Here is a 21,146-nt window from a genome sequence, read left to right on the forward strand (position 1 = left end):
CAATGGACGAATTTTAACTTTTGATTCGGGAAAAAGATTTCCACGAATCCTGTGGATAACCTTGTGGGAAAGTTCGGAGTTGTGATTGCAACATCGCTGTAACACTAGGTTTTTTACGGATTGCCCAATTTTTATGCAATAAACCTAAGTCATTGATTTATATGAGGTCACGCACAGTCAAGGCGATATTTTTTTAAGGTCGTACTTTGCTGTCTTGTCCAAAGAAACCCGTTATGGCAGGCGTTGATTCGATGTGCACAACTTGCGCACCGATATCATGGTGGAAAGCAGTAAAAAGCCAATTGTTACTAGTCGGTTAAGTGCGTCGGTGGCGTTCTATCTCAACGCCTACACTTGCAGCTTCCCGTATTGCCTCGAGCTTTTCTACTTTAACCCGTGTTCCAACAACACGAATATCTTCAAGTGTCATTTGAGCGATTCTTTCCGCCAGCGTTTCGACGAGATTAATGTGACCTTCGGCAAGAATTTTTTGAATGCCGATCACAACGTCGTTGTAACAGACAACCTTTGCGAGTTGATCATCGTGATGGTCACCGCCTTCGAGCACTGACAGGTCTACGCTGATGCGAATTTTTTGGCGCGTATCTTTTTCATGGTCCCACACGCCGATCTTTGCGACGGTTTCATAGTCTCTTACAAACACATGGCGTACAGAACGCGTGGCATCGGCATAGGGCATATGCAGAATGTTCGATTTTGGTGTCGCGTCATCGTATGACATGCCTTAGTCCTCCAGAATATCAGCGGTGCGCCAGGCAAGATGCTGGCCTCCGTCCAAGGCAATCATTTGCCCGGTGAGCGACGGACTCTCAAGCAGAAAACGCACGGCAGCACATATTTCCGCGAGACTTGGACCGTATCCCATGGGGACAGATGCCGCTTCCTGAGAGAACATATCGTTATCCTGCATATGGTTAGCAAGAGTTGGGCCGGGTCCGATCGCGTTGACCCTGATACGGGGTGCGAGAGCTTGAGCCGTCGTCCGTGTTACCGTCTGGAGCGCAGCCTTTGACGTGGTGTAGGAAAAATACTGCGGATTCAATTTCAGGACGCGCTGATCAATCATGTTGATGATTGACCCCTTGGTGCCATCGGGCAGTTGGGCCGAAAATTGCCGGGTCAGCAACGCTGGTGCCAGTAGGTTCACATTCATATGATGTTGCCACCGCGTGGCACTGAAATTTTCTACCCTGTCATCCTCAAAAACCGATGCGTTATTGATCAGGGCAGTGAGAGGGCTATTGATCGCCTTGGAGATTGCCGGAATAAGGGCTTGAGTTTCCTCCGGACAGGACAGATCCGCCTGGAAGGCTAAAGCTTTTCCGTCGAACGCTTCGATCTCCTCTATCACAAGCTCAGCCTCCGCTGAGGAGCCATGATAATGGATGGCAACCAGCCACCCCTGCGCCGCTAGGTCCGTTGCAATGGCCCTGCCGATACGGCGCGCCGCGCCGGTTACAAGCACAGCTTTTTGTGCTTGGGTCACAGCGGCAGCCCCATGACAGCAGCACTTTCCGCTGAATTCGCCAGATAGATCATATAGCCAAGGTACAGTGCAACCATCGCAGCTCCGCCCACGCGGCCAACCTGCTTCCTGATCTTAACGAAGGGTATCAACAGGAGGGAAGAGCCAAGCATCACCCAAAGGTCAACCCGGAGGAAGCTATCAGGAACCGGAATGGCACCGAAGAGTGGCGCGACGCCCATGATAGCCAACAGGTTAAATATGTTGGATCCGATGACATTGCCAATAGCAACCTCGCTGTGCCCGCGCACGGCGGCCATCACACAAGCGACTAACTCTGGCAGGCTCGTACCGAGGGCGACGAGGGTCAGTCCTATAACAGCTTCGGAGATGCCAAACTCGCGCGCAATTTCAACTGACCCGATAACAAGCAGGTCGGCGCCAAGCGCCAGGCCGATAATGCCGCCCGCAAGGCAGAGGAGGGCGATGCCGTAGCCGTCCGGCTTACGGTCGAGCTCTTCCATTTCAACCATTTGTGCGGCTGTCTCGGCGGGACATGCTTTCCGGGCTGTCGCGGAATAGGCAAGAAAGCAAGTAAGGCCGGTCAAGAGGATCAACCCTTCCTGCCAGGCAAATTGGCCGTCATACGCAAGGGCTATAAAAAGCACACTGGCTATTAGCATCATTGCGAGGTTGCGGCCGACTTTCGGCGCGCAGCATGCAACGGGAGCCAGTAGCGCAGGAACACCAACCACAAGAAGTGCATTCGCGATATTGGACCCGACCACATTCCCCAACGCAAGGGTCGGGGCTCCCTTCAAAACGGCATCAATGCCGACAAGCATCTCAGGCGCAGATGTGCCGAAGGCGACAATAGTCAAACCAATAACAAGTTTTGAAAGCCCGGCGCGCAGAGCGAGCGAAACTGACCCACGAACCAGAAAGTCGCCGGCAACAACTAATAATACTATTCCGGCGACAACTTGAATGTATGCCATATGGTGATCGTGTCCTTGTTATACTTCGGGCCCCAAGTGCCTCTTGACGCTTATATAGGGATTGAGGACGCGAAAAGCAAAGTCAGTAGCCGCGCTTCATATCCAACTGGTTTTCCGCTGTCTCGCCGCGCTCGAGTTTTTTTATATTCCGCAGGACATATTCAGCCGCGGTGTCTGGGCGCGTTATCGCTGCGATATGGGGTGTGATGATCACATTGTCTAGCCCCCAAAGCGCATGATCCATCGGCAAAGGTTCTTCGGGAAAAACATCAAGGGAAGCGGCGCCCAGGTGGCCACTGTGCAAAAGTTCGACCAGGTCATCCAGTACGACAAGGCTTCCACGACCCGCATTGATGATGCTGGCTCCCCTGGGCAGGCGAGCGAGGCGATCGGAGTTCATCAGTCCGGATGTTTCGCTGGTACTGGGTAACAGACCAACAAGTATGTCGGTGCGAGCGAGGAAGGCATCAAGACTGCCGGTGCCATGATATAGGCTTATGCCGTTGCGGGGCAGCTTCTCTGTGCGCGACCATGCGGCAACATCATACCCGAAGGGCAATAGTGTTGCAGCCGATACCTGACCTAACGCGCCGAAGCCAAGAATTCCCACACGGACGTCTCTGGCAGCGCGGGCGAAGAAACGTCCCCAGTCTTTTTGCCTCTGCTTGGCAAGCAGGGCTGGCATGCCGCGATGATGCATCAGGACGCTCATGGTCACGAACTCGGCCATGCCTTCCTTCAGGCCGTCGTCCCCCATGCGAATGATTGGTACGTCTTTCGGCAGCGCTGGGTCCCGGGTAAGGTGGTCTACACCGGCTCCGAGAGAGAAGATGGCCTTGATATTGTGATACTGTGCCAGCAGGCGAGGTTTTGGCTCCCAAACAAAGGCATAGGCAGGACCATCGTCTGGGCTGCCCCAATCGGGATAGCTCCTGAACTCGACCGTGGGGTCAATCTTTAGCAGCGCCTCGCGCCAGATATCGTGGCTGTAGTCTTCAAGATAGAATAGTATACGTGTCATGAAGGCCCCTTGTGTTCGCTCATCTGTTGTTCATAGGTTCTACATGTCTGCGGAAGATAGAGCGCTTTTATGAAATGTCTGCTTGAAAAGCCGCGAGGAATCAATTATCTGTGCGCCCAACCGGACAGCTGCACACATGTGTGACAGTTTTCCTTGCAATTTAAGAGGCCTCCCCTTATGGTTCGCGCCTCGAATCAGGGGGTTCGCGTGTTTGCGGGCCCTGTAGTGTTGCCCGGAGGCGCTTATGGCGGACCCCGGCGAGCGAAAAGGTTAGAAAAATGGCAGTACCTAAGAGAAAAGTAACTGGCTCTCGCCGTGGTATGCGTCGTTCGCACGATGCCCTGAAGGCCGTAAACTATCAAGAAGACTCGCACACAGGCGAATTCAAGCTGCGTCACCACATTGACCTGAAGACAGGCATGTATCGTGGTAAGCAGGTTCTGGAGCCAAAAGGCGATTATTAAGCCTTAAGCTTCGGTCTTCCAAAATTCAGAAAACCGGCCTCTTTGCGGAGGCCGGTTTTTCTTTGTGTAGTTTCGCCTTTCGGTTGCCACCATGTTTGCTATGCTGGGTATCTCGGTTGACAAGAATAGGGACATGACGATGCGCCTACGCCACTTAATAGCTTTTTTTGCCGCAATGACATTGACAGCCTGCGTGACCACAAACGAGGTCACCGGTCGATCCCAATTCATTACGATTCCGCCCAGTCAGGACGCAGCCCTTGGTCTTGAAGCCATGAATGAGGTTAAAAAGACTGCCGATGTGGAAACCAATTCTGCGGACGCGCGGCGGGTTCAGCGTATCGGCAAACGCATAGCGGCTATATCAGATAACCCTGACATGGCTTGGGAATTCGTTGTGATCGACGAAGATGTACTGAACGCGTGGGCGTTGCCTGGTGGCAAGATAGCGGTTTACCAGAAGATGGTTGACAGTTTCGACACCGATGAAGAACTTGCCGCGGTGATCGGCCATGAAATTGCCCATGCGATTTTGCGGCACGGTGCCGAACAAATGAGCCGGGCGCAGGTGCAGAATCTTGCGATCGTGGGTGTAGGCGCTGCGGTAGGAGCAACAACAGAGAACGGCGAAATGGCGCAAATGGCCGTAACCCTTGGTGCACTTGCGGCGCAAGGCTTTGTGCAACTGCCACATAGCCGCGCAATGGAACTGGAGGCTGATGATGTGGGCACGGTCTATATGGCGCGCGCTGGCTATGACCCCCGTGCCGCTGTTCGCCTATGGAAGAAAATGAAGGCCATGAAGGACGGCGGCGGTGGACAGCCCGCCTTCCTTTCTACCCATCCCACAGATGACAAACGGATTGCCCGGCTGGAATCCAAAATGGGCCAATACCTATCCGAGTATCAGGGACGTTAAAGTTTTAGGTAAATTAAGAGCGTAAATTGCACATTGCCGCCAAGTGATGCACACACATCGGCGCAAGTAAGCAATTGGGGCGTCACGATTTTACGTGGCAGGGGGCGCTTATGACAGAACGTGAGATACAGGAACTCGCGAAAAACTACCTTTCCTACTTCATGAATAAAGGGGCAATCAATGCGCAGGAGTTTCGGGCAGTTGAAACCATGTGGCGACTGTGCCGGGAGGACGCCAAGCTCGCCTTTCGCGTAATTTGGGTTATCGTCAATATGATCGAGGCTGATAACAATCGGGCCTTGTCATTCCTGGGGTCAGGTCCGCTGGAAGACCTGATTAATTTTCATAGCGACGATGTTCTTGGGGTATTGCTGGAAGCCGCGCGTGAGAATTCAAACTTTTGTGTGGCGCTGTCTTGTGTCTGGAAAAACGCATTGCATGAACATTCATGGCTCAGGTTGGCTGAGGAACTGCCGGCTATTCGGGCGCGACACGGCGCGGTTCTTCAGCATTCCTGTCCTGCTGACATGGTTTCAGGTGGCCTCAGCGACTGAGTCTCGTGCAGCGGATATGTTCGTGTGAAGTTGCGAAATCGAACCAGACGTCCCACCTCTCATCGACATCGGCTTGCTCTGGGAAAAAACACAATTGTCTGCTGGACACCTGTTGCCTAAATGATTGATATAAGCGGCGTGAATATTGTGAGAGCTGAATAAAACCGGGAGTGGCACGTGTGCGCCGAGCATGATTCCAATAGCGAAAAAACAGAGGCCTCGATAAGCGAGACGACCGACTGGTTAAATTTGAAGGTCGCGAAAATGGCTGCTTCCCCAGCTCTGCCGCCGGAAAAGCTTAAAGCAAAATATGCGGTGATCTCTACGCCGAGATGTGGTTCAACAATGTTTTGTGACAAGTTGCACAAAACGGGGGTGCTCGGTAACCCGATGGAGTGGTTCAATCTGCGTTACATTAAAGCCTATGCCAAGGCTAAAGGCATAAAACGACTAGCATTTGAGCAGTATACACGGGACGTCATTCTTCGTACCGCAAGTTCCAACGGCATCTTTGGTGTAAACATTCATGTGCATCAGTATGCAACGGCCAAAGACAATGGGGTTGACCTGCTTGATCTGATAGGTGTGGACAAAGTTTATTATATTTACCGGCGCGACAAGCTGGCCCAAGTCTATTCCTATGCCAAAGCGATCGCTACCGATGTTTGGACCTCTCATGTCAAACCCACGCCTGAGCGAGCGGAGAAGTGGCGCAACGTCCAAGATTATCAAATACTGAATTATCTCGCTCAGCAGGCTGCGTGGGAGGCAATTTATGCAGAACAACTGGAAGCCAGAACAGCCAGTAGTTTTTGCTATGAAGATATTTTACGGGACGGCGAAGACAGTAGTTACAGGAAAATACTTTCGGACGTTGGGGAAAATGTGCCAAGAGACCATGTATTCCGTACCGAATTCAGTAAAACAGCAAATGCGGCAGATCAGCAGAGAATCGAGAGGCTCAGGCGCTATATCCTGGGGCAGTGACCTTTGGTTTAGCTTTTAGGCACTATAATCCAGTCCGATATCTACGGCAGGGGCTGACTGTGTAAGTCGGCCCACGGATATATAATCTACCCCGGTTTCAGCAATGGCCAGAATGGTGTCGAGGTTAACACCTCCAGACGCTTCGCACGGTATGGCGCTGTTCACGATATCAAGCGCAGAACGCAGCACAGCCGGCGGCATGTTATCCAACAAAAGGCTGTGGGCCCCAGCTTGCAGCGCCTCATGGACCTGTTCCAGAGTATCACATTCCACCTGAATGTCTGTCCTGCCAGCGGCCTTCGCACTCCGGACAGCTTTACTGATGGAACCGGCGACGGCAATATGATTATCTTTGATCATCACGGCATCAAACAGGCCCATGCGATGGTTTTTTGCGCCGCCCATGCCAGTGGCATATTTGCCGAGCTTCCTAAGCCCAGGTATGGTCTTCCGGGTGTCTAGCAATCTAGCGTCCGTGCCGTCGATCATGTCGACATATTGCCGGGTTAAGGTTGCTATGCCTGAAAGATGTTGCACGATGTTAAGTGCTGTGCGTTCGGCGCTTAACAAGGCTCGCGCCTTGCCTTCAATAGTAATCAATTTATCACCGGGCTGCAGCCATTCCCCGTCCGTGGTATGGGCAGTGACTGTGCAGGCTGGGTCAAGGCGGCGAAAGATCGGTGCTACGAGCGGCAAGCCAGCCACAACAGTAGCCTCACGAGCGTTCATGGTCGCAGTCAGGCTGGCATCAGCGGGAATTACCGTGCTACAGGTAACGTCACCGGGGCCAATATCCTCAGCAAACGCCATGTCGATAAAGGCATCAATTTCTTGTTCCGTCAGGGGAAAGGGACTCATCAGGATTTTCCCGTCCGATTGGCTTTTATGTGGCGATGGCGGAGACGTCCGTCGCGGGTAGCGCGCCGGGGCTCATTTCCAACATTTTTCTGAGAGGCGTTTCCGCAGCGAGACGAATCTCTTCGTCCAGTTCAATTTCTGGCCCCTCATTGCGCAGGCAAAGATAGAGCTTTTCCATCGTGTTCAGCGCCATGAAGGGGCAGGTGTTGCAACTGCAGTTGCCGTCCGCACCGGGCGCGCCAATGAAAGTTTTGTGAGGAGCAGCTTTTTCCATCTGGTGGATAATGCCGGGTTCAGTCGCGACGATTATCGTATCCGCATCAGATTCGGTGGCGAATTTGAGTATAGAACTGGTGGAACCAACGTGATCCGCGTGCTGGACAATATTGTCGGGGCATTCTGGATGTGCGGCGACCGGCGCATCGGGGTGCCGGGCCTTAAGCTTTACGAGTTCTTTTTCGCTGAACAACTCATGCACAATGCAGGTGCCCTGCCACAATAACATGTCACGCCCCAGTTTGCGTGAAAGGAAACCGCCAAGATGACGGTCTGGTGCGAAGATGATTTTCTGATCTTCCGGAATCTGGCGAACGATATGCTCGGCGTTTGAACTGGTAACAATTATGTCTGTGAGAGCTTTAACCGCGGCCGAACAATTAATGTAGCTGAGAACCATATGATCTGGATTGGCCTTGACGAATTTTTCGAATTCATCGGGCGGGCAACTGTCTTCCAAGCTGCAACCCGCAGCAAGGTCTGGCAAGACGACCTTTTTTCCAGGGCTTAAAATCTTGGCGACTTCAGCCATAAACCGGACACCGCAAAAGACGATCATATCCGCATCAGTTTCTGCAGCTTTGCGGGAAAGGTCCAAGCTATCGCCGACAAAATCTGCAATATCCTGAATTTCGCCAGCTTGATAATAGTGCGCCAGTATAACTGCGTTTTTTTCTTCGCGCAGGCGCTTTATTTCCGCCACCAAGTCGAGGGTGGGGTCCACAGCGGGGTGCGATACTAGGTTCATTCTTATCTCCTGCGCGCTACTCGATAACGTCATGTTGCGGCATAAATACCGACCCTACGCCTTAAAGGCAATCAAGGATTTCTGCGCTATTGCTCAAGTTCATACTGTGCGTATAAATTCGCCTTCCCGACACACTTCACCCGCTTTTCGTCCACAAGAGCAATGAGATGCCCGAGCACAGAGCGGGCAGCAGCAGGATATAGGCGTTTATCAATGCTCTTGTACATCCGCTCGACCATCATATCGATATTCATGGGTCCTGCTTCAAGGTGTTTTAGTATCTGCCCCTCTCGCATGCGCCGGTGTGTTATAATACCCCGAACGAATGATTTAGGGCTGTCGATAAAGGGGCCGTGTGTGGGATAAAGGCGGTCGGGTTCAAGATTGATCACCTTTTTCAAGCTGGCCAGATAGTCCCGCATGTCACCGTCCGGTGGAGCGATGACTGTGGTCGCCCATCCCATGACATGATCGCCAACAAAAAGTGCTCTCTCTTCCTCAAGCATAAAGCAGAGGTGGTTAGCGGTGTGGCCGGGCGTATGATGGGCCCGGAGCGTCCACCCGTCCCCTTTTACGCTTTCGCCGTCCCGTAGCAACTCGTCATAATTGAAATCCCAATCAGCTCCAGCTTCTACATCCTCGCCGGCAAGTCCGCCCTTGCGCCCGGCGCCGTGCTTTCCAAATGCAAGAATGGGCGCGCCCGTATGGTCGGAGAGCCATGCCGCCAACGGCGAGTGGTCAATATGGGTATGGGTTACAAGGATGTGGGTTACCTTGCGATTACCGGTTGCTTTAAGAATAGCCTCACCGTGCGCCTGCATATCTGGACCGGGATCGATAACGGCAAGTTGCTTGCGTCCAACAAGATATGTGCCTGTTCCCGTATAGGTGAATGGGCTGGGGTTATTGCAAAGTACCCGGGTGACGAGAGGGCTTAGTTTTTCTGCGTCACCGTACGGGGCTCTGTAATCCTGGATAAACTCGGGGCCCATGAGATTCCTCTTGCAACGATAGAAGATGCATTGCTTAAGGCCTAAACCGAATTATGTGAAGAGAAAAGGAAAATGGGTCGAAGCCCGACAACACCAGCGGATTGAGGTGGGGCATTGAGGTGCAGTCGGGCTTCGATTCCTCGGATCACAATCAGTGGCAGCTGGATGCGATCCTTAAACTTGGAGACCCGGGATCAGGTGGCAGCCGGAGCGCCGGGTACGCTTTATGGTTAGCAATCAATATGCCAAGTAATAAATCATTAAATATCAATAGTTTATGGGTGTGGCGGCGTGCCGGTGTATCAATTGGATACGGCGATGTTCTGTTTTGATACAGTATTGAGTGTTTCACTTTGGGTCGGGTTAAAAAATCCATGCCGCCGCCAGATAGCAGCCGCTACGTCAGACGTCAGGAATGCGTATAACTTGTCTGCATCCGCCCCCTTCCTTTTTGTACGTCCTGCGGCGTAGAGGATTTGTGGTGCCTTATCCGTGGGAACAACACCGACGATATCCACGCTGCTGCTGAGCCGGGCATCGGTGGCATATACAAACCCGGTCATGCCGCCGCGTTCCACAAGGAGAAGGGTTTGTCGCACGCTTGAACCCATGGCGATCCGGTGCTGGAATCTCTCCCATAGTTGCAGGTGCCTCAGATAACTACGCGCATAGACACCGGCAGGCGCAATCGAGGGATCTGCGATGGCGAGACGTCCGCGGCCGATGGTTTTTATAAGTAACTCCCTGGTCAACGGTATATTCACCATCAATCCACTGCCTGGCTGCACCAGAATCAATCTGTTCTCTGCAACAATCACGGCCTTGCCTGTCAGCTGTTGCTGCTCTTTGAGAAAAGTGATCCAGTCAGGATGTGCAGATATTATAATATCTGCCGGCGCTCCAGCAATCACCTGACGGGCCATTATTGCGCTGGGGCCAAATGACAGGCGGGGCAAGGGGCTGTTTATTTTCTCAGCCCATGCACGGGTCAGGTCAGGTAGGACGTTGGTCAAGCTGGATGCGGCAAAGACTGTTATCGCCCGTTCGCTCTCAGCGGCGTGTGCCGAGAATGCAATCAGCGAAAATGAAAAAATCAGCAAGCGGCGCAAGGTTTTTTGTCCTGTTATTAAGCAACTCCGACTATTACATGTGAGAGATTGCCGGTAAAGTCGGGGCTAATTAACCGATGAGCTAATGTTGAGGCTGTTTTGTTCTGTCGGGGCCCGTGGGGCGTATTTGAGGACTGCGAGAATAGGCGCGTCCTGGCGTTTCTGTGCTGGTATCAAGTCGTTGCGCCAGAAGCACTGCAATACTAATATACAAAGGGTGCGTAGTGTTCAGATGAAGGTTGACGAGCAGGCATTATTGGCTGAGGTCAGAGCGTGCACCATTTGCGCGGATGTATTGCCCCTGGGGCCGCGCCCGGTACTTCAGTTCTCGGAAAAGGCGCGGGTATTGGTGGCAGGGCAAGCGCCGGGACGGAAAGTTCATGACAGCGGTATTCCCTTCAGTGACGCAAGCGGTGAGCGATTGCGGGATTGGATGGGAGTTGATCGAAGTACCTTCTATGACCCAGAGTATATTGCCATCTTGCCCATGGGGTTTTGTTATCCGGGTACATGCAAATCTGGGGATCTTCCGCCCAGACCCGAGTGCGCCCCTGCATGGCGGGCGAGGCTACTGTCATATGCTAGGAACATTGAATTGACCCTTGTGATCGGCACATATGCGAGGAACTGGCACCTGCCATCGCTTCGACATAAAACGCTGACGGAGGTTGTCGGCTCAGAGTCCAGCGGTACAGGAGAGGTGATATTGTTGCCTCACCCAAGTCCTCGCAATAATAGATGGTTCAGGAAAAACACATGGTTTGCAAAAGATGTGCTGCCGGACGTCAGGCGCCGGGTGGCTCTTGCGCTGCTGTCTGACTGATATTATTCGCCGTTGCGTATGATGCGCGAAGGCAAGAGCCCTTAGTAAGCGCGCTCTATACAAAAGTCGACGATATCGCTTAGTGCTGTTTTGGCCGGGCTATCGCCGAAAATAGCCAAAGCATCTTTCGCCATGGCGCCATAATGTCTGGCGCGTTCAACCGTCGCATTCAAGGTGCCGTGCTGCGTCATTATCTGGATGGCCTCTTCAAGGTCCCCATCTTCCTGCCGGCGGCGCTCCACAGTGCGTTTCCAAAATTTTCTCTCGCTTTCGGTGCCGCGGCGGTAGGCGAGGATAACGGGCAATGTAACTTTCCCTTCCCGAAAATCGTCACCAATTTCCTTACCCAAGGTGGCCTGCTTCGCGGAATAATCTAGTGCGTCATCGACAAGCTGGAATGCGATGCCCAGATATTTGCCGTACGCATCAAGCGCTTCCTCTACCTTCCGGCCCTGTTCCGAAACCACACCTGCTACCTCGCATGCGGCTGCAAACAGCACAGCAGTTTTGGCTGTGATGACTTCAAGGTATTTTTCTTCCGGTGTTGTCAGGTCATTTGCTGTGGTCAACTGCAGCACTTCACCTTCAGTGATGATGGCCGAGGTGCTGGAGAGAATTTTCAACACGCGAAGAGAATCGCTTTCTACCATCAATTCAAATGCGCGGCTGAAAAGGAAATCACCGACAAGGACCGTCGGTTGGTTGCCCCAAATAAGATTCGCGGTCTTTTTGCCGCGCCGCATGTTGCTTTCGTCCACGACATCATCGTGCAACAGAGTAGCGGTGTGAATGAACTCAACTGCCGTGGCGAGGCCAATGTGGCGCTTGCCTTGGTAACCCAGCAATTGTGCCGATGCCAATGTGAGCATCGGGCGGAGGCGTTTACCGCCAGATGAAATAAGGTGGCCGGCAAGCTCCGGGATCAGGGCCACTGGACTTTGCATGCGATCGAGAATCAACTCATTCACCAGACCCATGTCGTCAGAGACAAGTGTCTGTAGCGTTTTAATCGGATTGGTTGCAGCGTCTGCGTTGCGGCGCTCGCTTATTGAAACGACATTCGATGACATGGTGACCCTGTTGCTGTTCGTAGAGTTATTTTTATTCCGCATAATACCGTTCAGGCGGAGAGAAGGCAAGCTGAGCAGTTGCCTGCGTTATTTGACCGCAGGAAAAATCCACGTACAATCGCGTCATAAATATGAATAAATGGTAAACATGTGTGCAACTCCGCTACGCAGGCAGGCCTAGATGACCGAACAGACAGCCCTGAATACCAATCCGCAGTCGCTGGCGTCCGCGCCGGACGAGGCGGTGAGTATTGATGACTTTTTAGGGGGGAGTATTAAGCTCATCCAGCCGCGTGACGGCTACCGGGTGTCTATGGATACGGTCATGCTGGCGGCCTCGGTGCCCGCGAAGCCCGGGGACCGCATTATCGAAGGTGGGGTGGGGTCGGCCGGTGCAGCACTCTGTCTTGCCAAGCGGGTCCCCGGCGCGATGGTGTACGGCATAGATATTCAGGATGATATGCTTAGATACGCTGAGCGGAATATAGCCTACAATAATCTGGGTAAGCAGGTCACGGTGGCAAAGGGGTGTATTACGGACCTTTCCGGTCTTGAGGCTGAGTATGATCATGTGATGGTGAACCCGCCGTATCTGGCAGATGGCAAAGCTATCCGGCCTCCGGTTGCCAACAAGGGGCTGGCTCATATGGACTCGAGTGCCGCGTTGAAGGATTGGGTGCGGTTTTGCATATATAAGGTCAGAAACCGGGGGACGGTATCAATCATCTACAGAGCGGACAGGGTTGACGAGGTAATCGCACACCTATACCGCCGTGTGGGAGAATTGAAAATCATGCCTTTGTGGCCGCGTGAAGGTGTGCCGGCCAAGCGGGTGATCATTCAGGGCAGAAAGGGCGTGCATGGTACAGCTTCAATTTTGCCCGGGTTGGCGCTGCATGGCGAGGTGGCGCGATACACCCACGAAGCAGAGGCAATTTTGCGCGACGGTGCTGCGCTTGACCTGAAAGGCTTTGCGCAGGCGCGGTAAAGCCGTTATTGAAAGCGGATCAATAATAAAGCGGCATATATGCGACGGACAATATCAAAAACTTTGCACGCGGTTCGGTGTGCTGTATTTGGCGACCCGCCACCGGTTGTGGCAGTGGTGCGGCTTTATGGTGTCATTGCTCCCGGTAAGCGTTTCCGCTCGGGCCTGAATTTGGCTTCCGTCGCGCCGCAGCTTGAACGTGCTTTTTCTATTCCGGGGCTGGCCGCTGTTGCCTTGCAGGTCAATTCACCGGGTGGCTCACCGGTACAGTCAGCGCTGATCACCAAGCGTATCCGCGATCTGGCGCGCGAAAAGCACGTACCTGTATTGGCTTTCGCTGAAGACGTTGCGGCATCGGGCGGTTATATGCTTGCGCTTGCGGGCGATGAGATTTTTGCTAATGAAAGCTCGATCGTCGGCAGTATTGGCGTTGTCTCAAGCGGGTTCGGTTTTACTGAAGCAATTAAAAAGCTGGGTATCGAACGCCGACTGTATACTGCAGGTGAAAGCAAGGCGATGCTTGACGCTTTCTCTGAAGAGAAAGCAGAGGATGTGGAACGGCTGAAAGCTATCCAGGCCGATATTCACGAGCATTTCAAGGCTCTGGTGCGGGAGCGTCGGGGCAAGCGTCTCAAAGGGTTGCGGGCGCATATTTTTTCGGGAGACGTGTTCACGGGCACCGATGCCGTCAAGCAGGGGCTGGTTGACGGTGTTGGTGACATGCGGGGGGTGCTTCGCGACCGGTTCGGCGCCAAGGTGCGAACGCGTCTTGTCGATGAAAAGAAGCCTCGTTTTGGTGCGCTACTTGGCCTGAGGCATGGGATGGAAGAGTATGCCTCAGGCAAGGTGGCTGATCTGCCGGGCGGGCTTCTGTCTGCGATTGAAGAACGGCTTTTCTGGGACCGGTTTGGTCTATAGCTATTATGGAGGACTATGTGGCAGATGCTCCTAATCACGAGGCTCAGCTAACCGCTTACCGCGAGAGCATTGATAATATTGATGCGTCACTGGTGTTTATGCTGGCGGAACGTTTCAAGATCACCAAAGCGGTGGGTTTTTATAAAAAAGAGCATGACCTGCCTCCTGCTGACCCAAGCCGGGAGAAAGCACAAATTGAACGCCTGCGTGAACTGGCCAAGTTAGCCAATCTGGATCCTGAATTTAGTGAGAAGTTCCTGCAGTTTGTGATCCGGGAAGTTATTCAGCACCATGAGCGCATTCGTGAAAAAGGTGAATTATGACAGTCGACGGGCCGGATGAGCTTGAAAAGCTGAAAGAAATCGGCGCGATATGCCGCGATGTGTTGCGCGCAATGGGGGCTGCTGTTAGGCCGGGTGTTACGCCGCGTGAGCTGGACCTGATGGGGGGCAAAATGCTTGAGGAACGCGGTGCGAAATCCGCCCCAATGCTTGCTTATGACTTCCCCGGCTATACATGCATTTCAGTTGGTTCCGCGATTGCTCACGGTATACCTGACGATGTACCGCTCGTGGACGGAGACCTTGTTAACATAGATGTCTCTGCCGAGAAGGACGGCTTCTTCGGTGACACTGGTGCCAGCTTTCCTGTGGGCAAGGTGGCGCCAGAGCTCTTGCAGCTTCTGGAAGCAACCAAGGCGGCACAGCGCAAGGCTATGTTCGCCGCGCGTGCCGGGCAGCCACTCAATGTGGTGGGACGCACTGTGGAAAAAGAGGCACGGAAGTATGGTTTTAATATTATTGAAGGGCTGAATGGTCACGGTGTTGGTGGTTGGATACATGAAGAACCGACTGTGCCGAACCTTTATCATCCCAGAGATCGTCAAAAACTGAAAGAAGGTCAGGTTATGACGATAGAACCATTTCTGGCTACCTGCAGTCGTACATACGTTGAAGACGCGGACGGGTGGACCTTGAGGCTTGCCAACGGAGGATTTGGCGCTCAGTTTGAACACACCTTTGTTGTTACCAAAGGTGTACCAATTGTTCTAACGGCCTAACCAGTATTCTCTTGCTTGACCGCCAAGGGTCCGGCGGTTAGGTTGCAGCGCAATATTTCAGAGTATCAGATTCGCCTTTTTAAGAGTTGGTCAACAATAATGTCATCCTCCAAAAGCGGCGCGATGCCGTTCCAGAAAATCATTCTGGCCCTCCAGAATTACTGGGCAGATCAGGGTTGCGTGATTTTGCAGCCGTATGACATGGAAATGGGCGCGGGCACGTTTCACCCTGCGACCACTTTGCGCGCACTGGGTCCTGACCACTGGAAGGCTGCCTATGTACAGCCCTGTCGCCGCCCAACGGACGGCCGGTATGGTGAAAACCCGAACCGACTTCAGCACTATTACCAGTTTCAGGTAATCCTGAAACCAAGCCCGGCCGAAATGCAGGAACTCTACCTTGGTAGCCTCAAAGCAATTGGCATTGATAGTAAGTTACATGATATCCGCTTCGTGGAAGACGACTGGGAAAGCCCGACGCTTGGCGCTTGGGGGCTGGGCTGGGAAGTCTGGTGTGACGGCATGGAAGTTAGCCAGTACACCTATTTTCAGCAAGTCGGCGGCTATGACTGTCGGCCTGTCGCTGGTGAACTGACCTACGGGCTGGAACGTCTCGCCATGTTTGTCCAGGGCGTGGACAATGTGTATGACCTCGACTTCAATGGTGCTGGCGCCACATACGGCGACGTTTACCTTGAAAATGAACGTGAGCAATCTGCTTACAATTTTGAAATTGCGAATACTGATAAACTATTTGACGATTTCAAAAAGGCGCAGGATGAATGTGCTAGCCTTCTGGAGGCAGAACTGCCGCTCCCGGCGTATGAGCAATGCATCAAAGCGAGCCACACTTTTAACCTGCTGGATGCGCGCGGAGTTATTTCGGTAACGGAACGTCAGGCTTATATCGGCCGGGTACGTGACCTTGCCAAAGGATGCTGTAGCGCCTGGATTAAGAAAAACGGGTGGGAGGAATAAGTCATGGCTGATCTTCTCATTGAACTTTTCTCTGAAGAAATTCCGGCAGGCATGCAGAAAAAAGCGTCCGAAGACCTGCAAGCCATGATGCTGAAGGGGCTGGGGGATGCTGGGCTTGAAGGCGAGTTGGCTCAAACCTTCTCCACGCCGCGCCGCCTTGTGTTCGCGCTTTCTGGTTTGCCTGAGGCTACTCCCGATGTGCGGGAGGAACGTCGCGGCCCACGCGTTGATGCGCCTGAAAAGGCCATTGAGGGGTTCTTGCGCGGCGCCAGGGTTGCGCGCCACCAATGTGAAGAACGCGAAGAAGCCAAAGGCAAATTCCTTTTTGCTGTCATTGAAAAAAAGGGCCGCCCGACGGCGGAAGTTGTTGCTGAGGTCCTTGAACAAACCATTCGTAACTTCCCGTGGCCGAAGTCTCAACGCTGGGGGGTGGGCAGCCTTCGCTGGGTTCGCCCGCTGCAGAGCATTCTTTGTATTTTAGGGGATAGGATTGTTGATCTTGAACTAGATGGCTTTAAGGTGGGCAACTCCACCAAGGGGCATCGCTTTCTGGCGTCTGATAGTTTTGAAGTCTCGAGCTTTGAGGATTACCGGAACAAGCTTGAAGCGCATAAGGTTATGCTATCGCCCGTTCAGCGCATGAAACTGATCGCGGACCGCGCGCGGGAATTGGCGTCTCAAAAGGGCGTTGAGTGGGTCGAAGATAAGGGCCTGCTTGCGGAAGTGGCGGGCTTGGTTGAGTGGCCGGTGCCACTGATGGGCTCGTTTGACCCGGCCTTCATGGCTGTGCCTGAAGAGGTGTTGATCCTGACCATGAAGAAGGATCAGAAATACTTCGTCACGCGGGATAAAAAGACCGGGAAGCTAGCACCATATTTCATTACAGTGTCTAATATTGAACCGTCTGACGGCGGTGCTATGGTTGCCGCTGGTAACGAACGTGTTCTCTCGGCCCGTTTGTCGGACGCAAAATTTTTCTGGGAACAGGACCTTAAGCATAAGCTTGAGGATAACCTGCCTGCGCTTGCTGACATTGTATTTCATATTGAGCTTGGCCGCGTGTCCGATCGGGTAGCCCGGATGAAGGCGCTGGCACGCTACCTTGCGCAGTTTATTCCAGGTTGTGATGCTGATGAGGCGGAGCGTGCGGCTGAGCTGGCGAAAGCCGATCTTGTCTCAGGCATGGTGTTTGAATTCCCGGAAGTTCAGGGAGTGATGGGCCGTTACTACGCAAAAGAGCAGGGCGAAAGTGACGCAGTCGCCGATGCAATCCGGGATCATTATGCACCAGCGGGGCCTAATGATGATTGTCCAACGGCGCCGGTGTCGGTGGCTGTTGCGCTGGCGGAAAAGCTCGATACTCTTATGGGATTCTTCGCCATCGACAAACGACCGACAGGCTCCAAAGATCCGTTTGCTCTGCGCCGTGCAGCGCTCGGCATCATTCGCCTGATTACCGAAAATAATATCCGGCTTGAACTCGCAGGTACGCTGATTATGGCTGCAAAGCCTCTCAAGCCCTATCTTGGTCTCATGGTTGCCGATGTGGCTGAAGATGCCCGGCAAGAGGCCATTCTGCATCACGTGACGGCGACAATTGAAGACCATCTCCTGCCTTTTTTCGCGGATCGCCTGAAGGTACAGCAGCGTGATGTCGGCATGCGCCATGACCTCATTGATGCGGTGTTCGTGAAGGGTGATGATGATCTTGTACGCGTACTGGCACGGGTCTCTGCGCTTTCGGCTTTCCTAGATACGGAAGACGGCAGCAACCTGCTTGCAGGTTACAAGCGTGCGGCCAATATTCTCCGTATCGAGGAGAAGAAGGACGACCGTGCATATGATCAGAACATAGACGCCAGCGTGCTGGCAGACGTGGAAGAAAAGGCACTGGCTCAGGCTCTTGAGGCTGCTGCCGAGAATGCGGAAGCTGCACTGCAGGTGGAGGATTTTGAAAAGGCGATGGCTGCTCTGTCTTCCCTGCGTGCACCCATTGATGCCTTTTTCGAGAAAGTAACAGTTAATGCCGACGATATGGCGCTCAGGGCTAATCGCCTTGCGCTTCTCGCTTCCATTCGGGCTGCGGTCAATACCGTGGCCGACTTTAGCCTTATTGAAGGCTGACTATTTAACGTGTCGGGCTACAAAAGCAATATACGGGCCCGGTTTTTTAAGACCTAACTCAGTGCTGTCTCAAGGGGACACGGGCGGCGCGGTAAAGGACTGCTTGATATGAGCAAATGGGTATACAGATTTGGAGACGGTGCTGCTGAAGGCCGCGCCGACATGAAAAACCTCCTTGGTGGCAAGGGCGCAAACTTGGCAGAAATGGCCTCTCTAGGCCTGCCGGTACCACCGGGACTGACCATTACCACCGAAGTCTGCACCTATTATTACGCCAATGGCCGTACTTACCCCGATACGCTGGAAAGCGAAGTTAACCAAGCGGTAGCGGCGATTGAAAAAAGTGTTGGGGCCAGATTTGGCGACGAAGAGAACCCCTTGCTTGTATCGGTGCGCTCCGGCGCGCGGGTCTCAATGCCCGGCATGATGGACACGGTCCTCAATCTTGGCCTGAACGACAAGACGGTTGAAGCCTTGGCCAAGCAAAGCGATAACGCGCGTTTTGCATGGGACAGCTACCGCCGTTTTATCCAGATGTATTCCGACGTGGTACTGGGTGTTGACCACTATCACTTCGAGGAACTGATTGAGCTGCACAAGGAAGAAAAAGGTGTCGACCTTGACACCGAGCTTGACGCTGAAGACTGGCGCCAAATCGCCGAGGGCTTTAAAGCGAAGGCGCAGGAAGAGCTGGGCTATCCGTTCCCCCAGGACGTGAAAGAGCAGCTATGGGGTGCGATCGGCGCTGTATTTTCCAGTTGGCACATTGAGCGCGCGAAGGTTTACCGTAAGCTGAATAATATCCCGGAAGACTGGGGAACGGCCGTTAACGTACAGGCAATGGTATTCGGCAATATGGGTGAGACGTCGGCAACCGGCGTGGCGTTTACGCGGAACCCTTCAACGGGCGACAAGGAATATTACGGCGAATACCTCATTGACGCGCAAGGCGAAGACGTGGTGGCGGGTATCCGCACACCGCAGTATCTGACTAAAATGGCGCGCGAGGAAGCTGGTGCAACAGCGCCTTCGATGGAAGAGAGCATGCCTGCAGTGTTTGGCCAACTTGCCGATGTGTTTGACAAGCTTGAGCGTCATTACTGTGACATGCAGGACATTGAGTTTACCGTTCAGCATGGAAAGCTCTGGATGCTGCAAACCCGCTCGGGCAAACGCACAGCTAAAGCTGCACTCAAAATTGCCGTTGACATGGCAGCAGAGGGGCTGATTGACGAGAAAACTGCGGTGCTGCGTGTTGAGCCTGGGGCTTTGGACCAGCTTTTGCACCCGACACTCGATCCCGATGCGCCGCGTGACATTTTTACGCGCGGATTGCCCGCATCCCCGGGTGCTGCATCAGGTATCGTGGTGTTTGATGCAGACACTGCCGAAGAAATGGCCAAGGAAGGCAAAGCCGTGATCCTGTGCCGGGTTGAGACCAGCCCGGAGGACATCCACGGTATGCACGCTGCCAAGGGTATCCTGACCGCGCGTGGTGGCATGACCAGCCACGCTGCTGTCGTGGCGCGTGGCATGGGCCGTCCTTGTGTGTCCGGTGCCGGTCAACTGCGGATTGATGCCAAAAATGGCGTCATGTCTGCAACGGGCCGTGAAGTGAAGGCGGGTGACACGATTACGATTGACGGGGCATCCGGTGAAGTGATGGTGGGCGAGGTGAAAACATTGCAGCCTGAACTCGCGGGCGATTTTGCCACACTGATGAAGTGGGCTGATACCTACCGCAAGCTGAAGGTGCGCACCAACGCCGATACGCCGCATGATACTCAAACTGCCCGTGAATTTGGCGCGGAAGGCATCGGACTTTGCCGCACGGAGCATATGTTCTTCGAGGGTGAGCGTATTGTCGCTGTGCGCGAGATGATTCTGGCGGATGACCTTGAAGGCCGGAAATCGGCACTTGCCAAGCTTTTGCCGATGCAACGTAGCGATTTTGAGGAGATTTTCAAAATCATGCGTGGCCTACCTGTGACTATTCGCCTGCTAGACCCACCGCTGCACGAGTTTCTGCCGCGCGAGGAAGACGAGTTTGAAGATGTCGCCAAATCAATTGGTGCCGATGTCGAGCATCTGAAACGCCGCGCTGCTGAGTTGCACGAATTTAATCCGATGTTGGGTCACCGGGGCTGCCGACTTGGTATTACTTACCCTGAAATATACGAGATGCAGGCTAGGGCGATATTTGAAGCGGCGATCACTGTCGAACAAAAAACTGGTGACACTGTTGTGCCGGAGATCATGATCCCACTGGTTGCCACCCGTAAGGAGCTTGAGACCCTGCGCGCGTACGTGGAAACAGTTGCGGAAGAAGTATTCACGGAAACCGGTCACCGGGTTGAATATCTGGTGGGTACAATGATTGAGCTGCCGCGCGCTGCAATCTGCGCGGACCGTATCGCAGTCGCGGCTGACTTTTTCAGCTTTGGCACCAATGATCTGACGCAAACCACCATCGGCATCAGCCGTGATGATGCGGGTCGCTTCCTTGACCAATATGTTAAGCAGGACATCTTCGCGCAGGACCCGTTTGTTTCCATCGATCAGGAAGGTGTGGGTGAACTTGTGAAGATGGGTGCTGAGCGTGGCCGTTCGACCAAACCTGATCTCAAGCTTGGTATCTGTGGTGAACACGGCGGAGACCCTGCAAGCGTTGAGTTCTGCCACCGCACGGGGCTTGATTATGTATCCTGCTCGCCTTACCGCGTGCCAATTGCGCGGCTGGCGGCAGCGCAAGCAGCCCTCAAGGGCTAGAGAT

Annotated in this window: 21 protein-coding genes; 12 read left to right on the top strand and 9 right to left on the bottom strand. The window is 53.5% G+C overall.

Annotated features, from left to right (window positions below; translation table 11 throughout):
• Positions 1 to 316: 316 nt before the first annotated feature.
• The 4 genes from folB to ACN0VM_RS08830 all read right to left on the bottom strand — a co-directional run bounded on the left by folB (position 317) and on the right by ACN0VM_RS08830 (position 3,505).
• Positions 317 to 742 carry a dihydroneopterin aldolase gene (gene folB / locus ACN0VM_RS08815; protein ID WP_417450504.1) on the bottom strand — a complete coding sequence of 142 codons (426 nt, stop codon included), beginning with the start codon at positions 740 to 742 and terminating at the stop codon, positions 317 to 319.
• A gap of 3 nt (positions 743 to 745) precedes the next feature.
• Positions 746 to 1,507: an SDR family oxidoreductase gene (locus tag ACN0VM_RS08820; protein ID WP_417450505.1), complete on the bottom strand. Its 762-nt coding sequence runs from the start codon at positions 1,505 to 1,507 to the stop codon at positions 746 to 748.
• Positions 1,504 to 2,484, bottom strand: a complete 981-nt coding sequence (locus tag ACN0VM_RS08825; protein WP_417450506.1) for a calcium/sodium antiporter — start codon at positions 2,482 to 2,484, stop codon at positions 1,504 to 1,506. The genes ACN0VM_RS08820 and ACN0VM_RS08825 overlap by 4 nt, the downstream gene beginning before the upstream one ends.
• 82 nt (positions 2,485 to 2,566) lie before the next feature.
• Complete coding sequence (locus tag ACN0VM_RS08830; protein WP_417450507.1) at positions 2,567 to 3,505, bottom strand: 2-hydroxyacid dehydrogenase; 939 nt, start codon at positions 3,503 to 3,505, stop codon at positions 2,567 to 2,569.
• Positions 3,506 to 3,783: 278 nt separating this feature from the next.
• Between ACN0VM_RS08830 and rpmF the strand changes: the two genes are divergently transcribed.
• From rpmF to ACN0VM_RS08850, 4 genes are all read left to right on the top strand, one after another.
• The gene (gene rpmF, locus ACN0VM_RS08835; protein ID WP_262691017.1) at positions 3,784 to 3,969 is read left to right on the top strand and encodes a 50S ribosomal protein L32; all 186 of its coding nucleotides are present in this window, start codon (positions 3,784 to 3,786) and stop codon (positions 3,967 to 3,969) included.
• A gap of 193 nt (positions 3,970 to 4,162) precedes the next feature.
• Positions 4,163 to 4,888, top strand: a complete 726-nt coding sequence (locus ACN0VM_RS08840; RefSeq protein WP_417450508.1) for a M48 family metallopeptidase — start codon at positions 4,163 to 4,165, stop codon at positions 4,886 to 4,888.
• A gap of 110 nt (positions 4,889 to 4,998) precedes the next feature.
• A complete protein-coding gene (locus ACN0VM_RS08845) occupies positions 4,999 to 5,442 on the top strand; it encodes a DUF6869 domain-containing protein (RefSeq protein WP_417450509.1) in 444 nt (147 codons plus the stop codon).
• A gap of 177 nt (positions 5,443 to 5,619) precedes the next feature.
• On the top strand, positions 5,620 to 6,429 hold the full coding sequence (locus ACN0VM_RS08850) for a Stf0 family sulfotransferase (RefSeq protein ID WP_417450510.1): 810 nt from the start codon (positions 5,620 to 5,622) through the stop codon (positions 6,427 to 6,429).
• Positions 6,430 to 6,444: 15 nt separating this feature from the next.
• Here ACN0VM_RS08850 and nadC read toward each other — a convergent pair whose 3' ends face one another.
• The 4 genes from nadC to modA form a co-directional block, all read right to left on the bottom strand.
• Positions 6,445 to 7,287, bottom strand: coding sequence for a carboxylating nicotinate-nucleotide diphosphorylase (gene nadC / locus ACN0VM_RS08855; protein WP_417450511.1), 843 nt, complete (start codon positions 7,285 to 7,287; stop codon positions 6,445 to 6,447).
• A 25-nt stretch (positions 7,288 to 7,312) separates the two neighbouring features.
• Positions 7,313 to 8,311, bottom strand: a complete 999-nt coding sequence (gene nadA / locus ACN0VM_RS08860) for a quinolinate synthase NadA (protein WP_417450512.1) — start codon at positions 8,309 to 8,311, stop codon at positions 7,313 to 7,315.
• 86 nt (positions 8,312 to 8,397) lie between these two features.
• Positions 8,398 to 9,303, bottom strand: coding sequence for an MBL fold metallo-hydrolase (locus tag ACN0VM_RS08865; RefSeq protein WP_417450513.1), 906 nt, complete (start codon positions 9,301 to 9,303; stop codon positions 8,398 to 8,400).
• Positions 9,304 to 9,605: 302 nt separating this feature from the next.
• Positions 9,606 to 10,412 carry a molybdate ABC transporter substrate-binding protein gene (gene modA / locus ACN0VM_RS08870; RefSeq protein WP_417450514.1) on the bottom strand — a complete coding sequence of 269 codons (807 nt, stop codon included), beginning with the start codon at positions 10,410 to 10,412 and terminating at the stop codon, positions 9,606 to 9,608.
• Positions 10,413 to 10,644: 232 nt separating this feature from the next.
• Here modA and ACN0VM_RS08875 point away from each other — a divergent pair, with 232 nt between their 5' ends.
• Entirely contained in the window at positions 10,645 to 11,235 is a 591-nt protein-coding gene (locus ACN0VM_RS08875) for a uracil-DNA glycosylase family protein (protein ID WP_417450515.1), read from the top strand.
• A 41-nt stretch (positions 11,236 to 11,276) separates the two neighbouring features.
• Here the strand turns inward: ACN0VM_RS08875 and ACN0VM_RS08880 are convergent, their stop codons facing one another.
• Positions 11,277 to 12,305 (bottom strand): polyprenyl synthetase family protein, encoded by a 1,029-nt coding sequence (locus ACN0VM_RS08880; RefSeq protein WP_417450516.1) that lies wholly within the window; start codon positions 12,303 to 12,305, stop codon positions 11,277 to 11,279.
• Positions 12,306 to 12,486: 181 nt separating this feature from the next.
• Here ACN0VM_RS08880 and ACN0VM_RS08885 point away from each other — a divergent pair, with 181 nt between their 5' ends.
• From ACN0VM_RS08885 to ppdK, 7 genes are all read left to right on the top strand, one after another.
• The gene (locus tag ACN0VM_RS08885; RefSeq protein WP_417450517.1) at positions 12,487 to 13,293 is read left to right on the top strand and encodes a tRNA1(Val) (adenine(37)-N6)-methyltransferase; all 807 of its coding nucleotides are present in this window, start codon (positions 12,487 to 12,489) and stop codon (positions 13,291 to 13,293) included.
• A gap of 39 nt (positions 13,294 to 13,332) precedes the next feature.
• Entirely contained in the window at positions 13,333 to 14,211 is an 879-nt protein-coding gene (locus tag ACN0VM_RS08890) for a S49 family peptidase (protein ID WP_417450518.1), read from the top strand.
• A 5-nt stretch (positions 14,212 to 14,216) separates the two neighbouring features.
• Positions 14,217 to 14,534, top strand: coding sequence for a chorismate mutase (locus ACN0VM_RS08895; protein WP_417450519.1), 318 nt, complete (start codon positions 14,217 to 14,219; stop codon positions 14,532 to 14,534).
• A complete protein-coding gene (gene map / locus ACN0VM_RS08900; protein ID WP_417450520.1) occupies positions 14,531 to 15,271 on the top strand; it encodes a type I methionyl aminopeptidase in 741 nt (246 codons plus the stop codon). The genes ACN0VM_RS08895 and map overlap by 4 nt, the downstream gene beginning before the upstream one ends.
• A 99-nt stretch (positions 15,272 to 15,370) precedes the next feature.
• The gene (locus ACN0VM_RS08905) at positions 15,371 to 16,249 is read left to right on the top strand and encodes a glycine--tRNA ligase subunit alpha (RefSeq protein ID WP_417450521.1); all 879 of its coding nucleotides are present in this window, start codon (positions 15,371 to 15,373) and stop codon (positions 16,247 to 16,249) included.
• A 3-nt stretch (positions 16,250 to 16,252) separates the two neighbouring features.
• Positions 16,253 to 18,373 carry a glycine--tRNA ligase subunit beta gene (glyS, locus tag ACN0VM_RS08910; RefSeq protein ID WP_417450522.1) on the top strand — a complete coding sequence of 707 codons (2,121 nt, stop codon included), beginning with the start codon at positions 16,253 to 16,255 and terminating at the stop codon, positions 18,371 to 18,373.
• Between the two features lie 108 nt (positions 18,374 to 18,481).
• Complete coding sequence (gene ppdK, locus ACN0VM_RS08915) at positions 18,482 to 21,142, top strand: pyruvate, phosphate dikinase (protein WP_417450523.1); 2,661 nt, start codon at positions 18,482 to 18,484, stop codon at positions 21,140 to 21,142.
• Positions 21,143 to 21,146: the final 4 nt, after the last annotated feature.

This window comes from Kordiimonas sp. (assembly GCF_048260245.1).
Taxonomy (GTDB): domain Bacteria; phylum Pseudomonadota; class Alphaproteobacteria; order Sphingomonadales; family Kordiimonadaceae; genus Kordiimonas.

What these genes read in the sequence shown, in the direction of transcription:
- folB (WP_417450504.1), bottom strand. Translation starts at nt 742, where the DNA reads ATGTCATACGATGACGCGACACCAAAATCGAACATTCTGCATATGCCC.
- ACN0VM_RS08825 (WP_417450506.1), bottom strand. Translation starts at nt 2,484, where the DNA reads ATGGCATACATTCAAGTTGTCGCCGGAATAGTATTATTAGTTGTTGCC.
- ACN0VM_RS08830 (WP_417450507.1), bottom strand. Translation starts at nt 3,505, where the DNA reads ATGACACGTATACTATTCTATCTTGAAGACTACAGCCACGATATCTGG.
- rpmF (WP_262691017.1), top strand. Translation starts at nt 3,784, where the DNA reads ATGGCAGTACCTAAGAGAAAAGTAACTGGCTCTCGCCGTGGTATGCGT.
- ACN0VM_RS08845 (WP_417450509.1), top strand. Translation starts at nt 4,999, where the DNA reads ATGACAGAACGTGAGATACAGGAACTCGCGAAAAACTACCTTTCCTAC.
- nadC (WP_417450511.1), bottom strand. Translation starts at nt 7,287, where the DNA reads ATGAGTCCCTTTCCCCTGACGGAACAAGAAATTGATGCCTTTATCGAC.
- nadA (WP_417450512.1), bottom strand. Translation starts at nt 8,311, where the DNA reads ATGAACCTAGTATCGCACCCCGCTGTGGACCCCACCCTCGACTTGGTG.
- ACN0VM_RS08865 (WP_417450513.1), bottom strand. Translation starts at nt 9,303, where the DNA reads ATGGGCCCCGAGTTTATCCAGGATTACAGAGCCCCGTACGGTGACGCA.
- ACN0VM_RS08875 (WP_417450515.1), top strand. Translation starts at nt 10,645, where the DNA reads ATGAAGGTTGACGAGCAGGCATTATTGGCTGAGGTCAGAGCGTGCACC.
- ACN0VM_RS08880 (WP_417450516.1), bottom strand. Translation starts at nt 12,305, where the DNA reads ATGTCATCGAATGTCGTTTCAATAAGCGAGCGCCGCAACGCAGACGCT.
- ACN0VM_RS08885 (WP_417450517.1), top strand. Translation starts at nt 12,487, where the DNA reads ATGACCGAACAGACAGCCCTGAATACCAATCCGCAGTCGCTGGCGTCC.
- ACN0VM_RS08890 (WP_417450518.1), top strand. Translation starts at nt 13,333, where the DNA reads ATGCGACGGACAATATCAAAAACTTTGCACGCGGTTCGGTGTGCTGTA.
- ACN0VM_RS08895 (WP_417450519.1), top strand. Translation starts at nt 14,217, where the DNA reads ATGGAGGACTATGTGGCAGATGCTCCTAATCACGAGGCTCAGCTAACC.
- map (WP_417450520.1), top strand. Translation starts at nt 14,531, where the DNA reads ATGACAGTCGACGGGCCGGATGAGCTTGAAAAGCTGAAAGAAATCGGC.
- ACN0VM_RS08905 (WP_417450521.1), top strand. Translation starts at nt 15,371, where the DNA reads ATGTCATCCTCCAAAAGCGGCGCGATGCCGTTCCAGAAAATCATTCTG.
- glyS (WP_417450522.1), top strand. Translation starts at nt 16,253, where the DNA reads ATGGCTGATCTTCTCATTGAACTTTTCTCTGAAGAAATTCCGGCAGGC.
- ppdK (WP_417450523.1), top strand. Translation starts at nt 18,482, where the DNA reads ATGAGCAAATGGGTATACAGATTTGGAGACGGTGCTGCTGAAGGCCGC.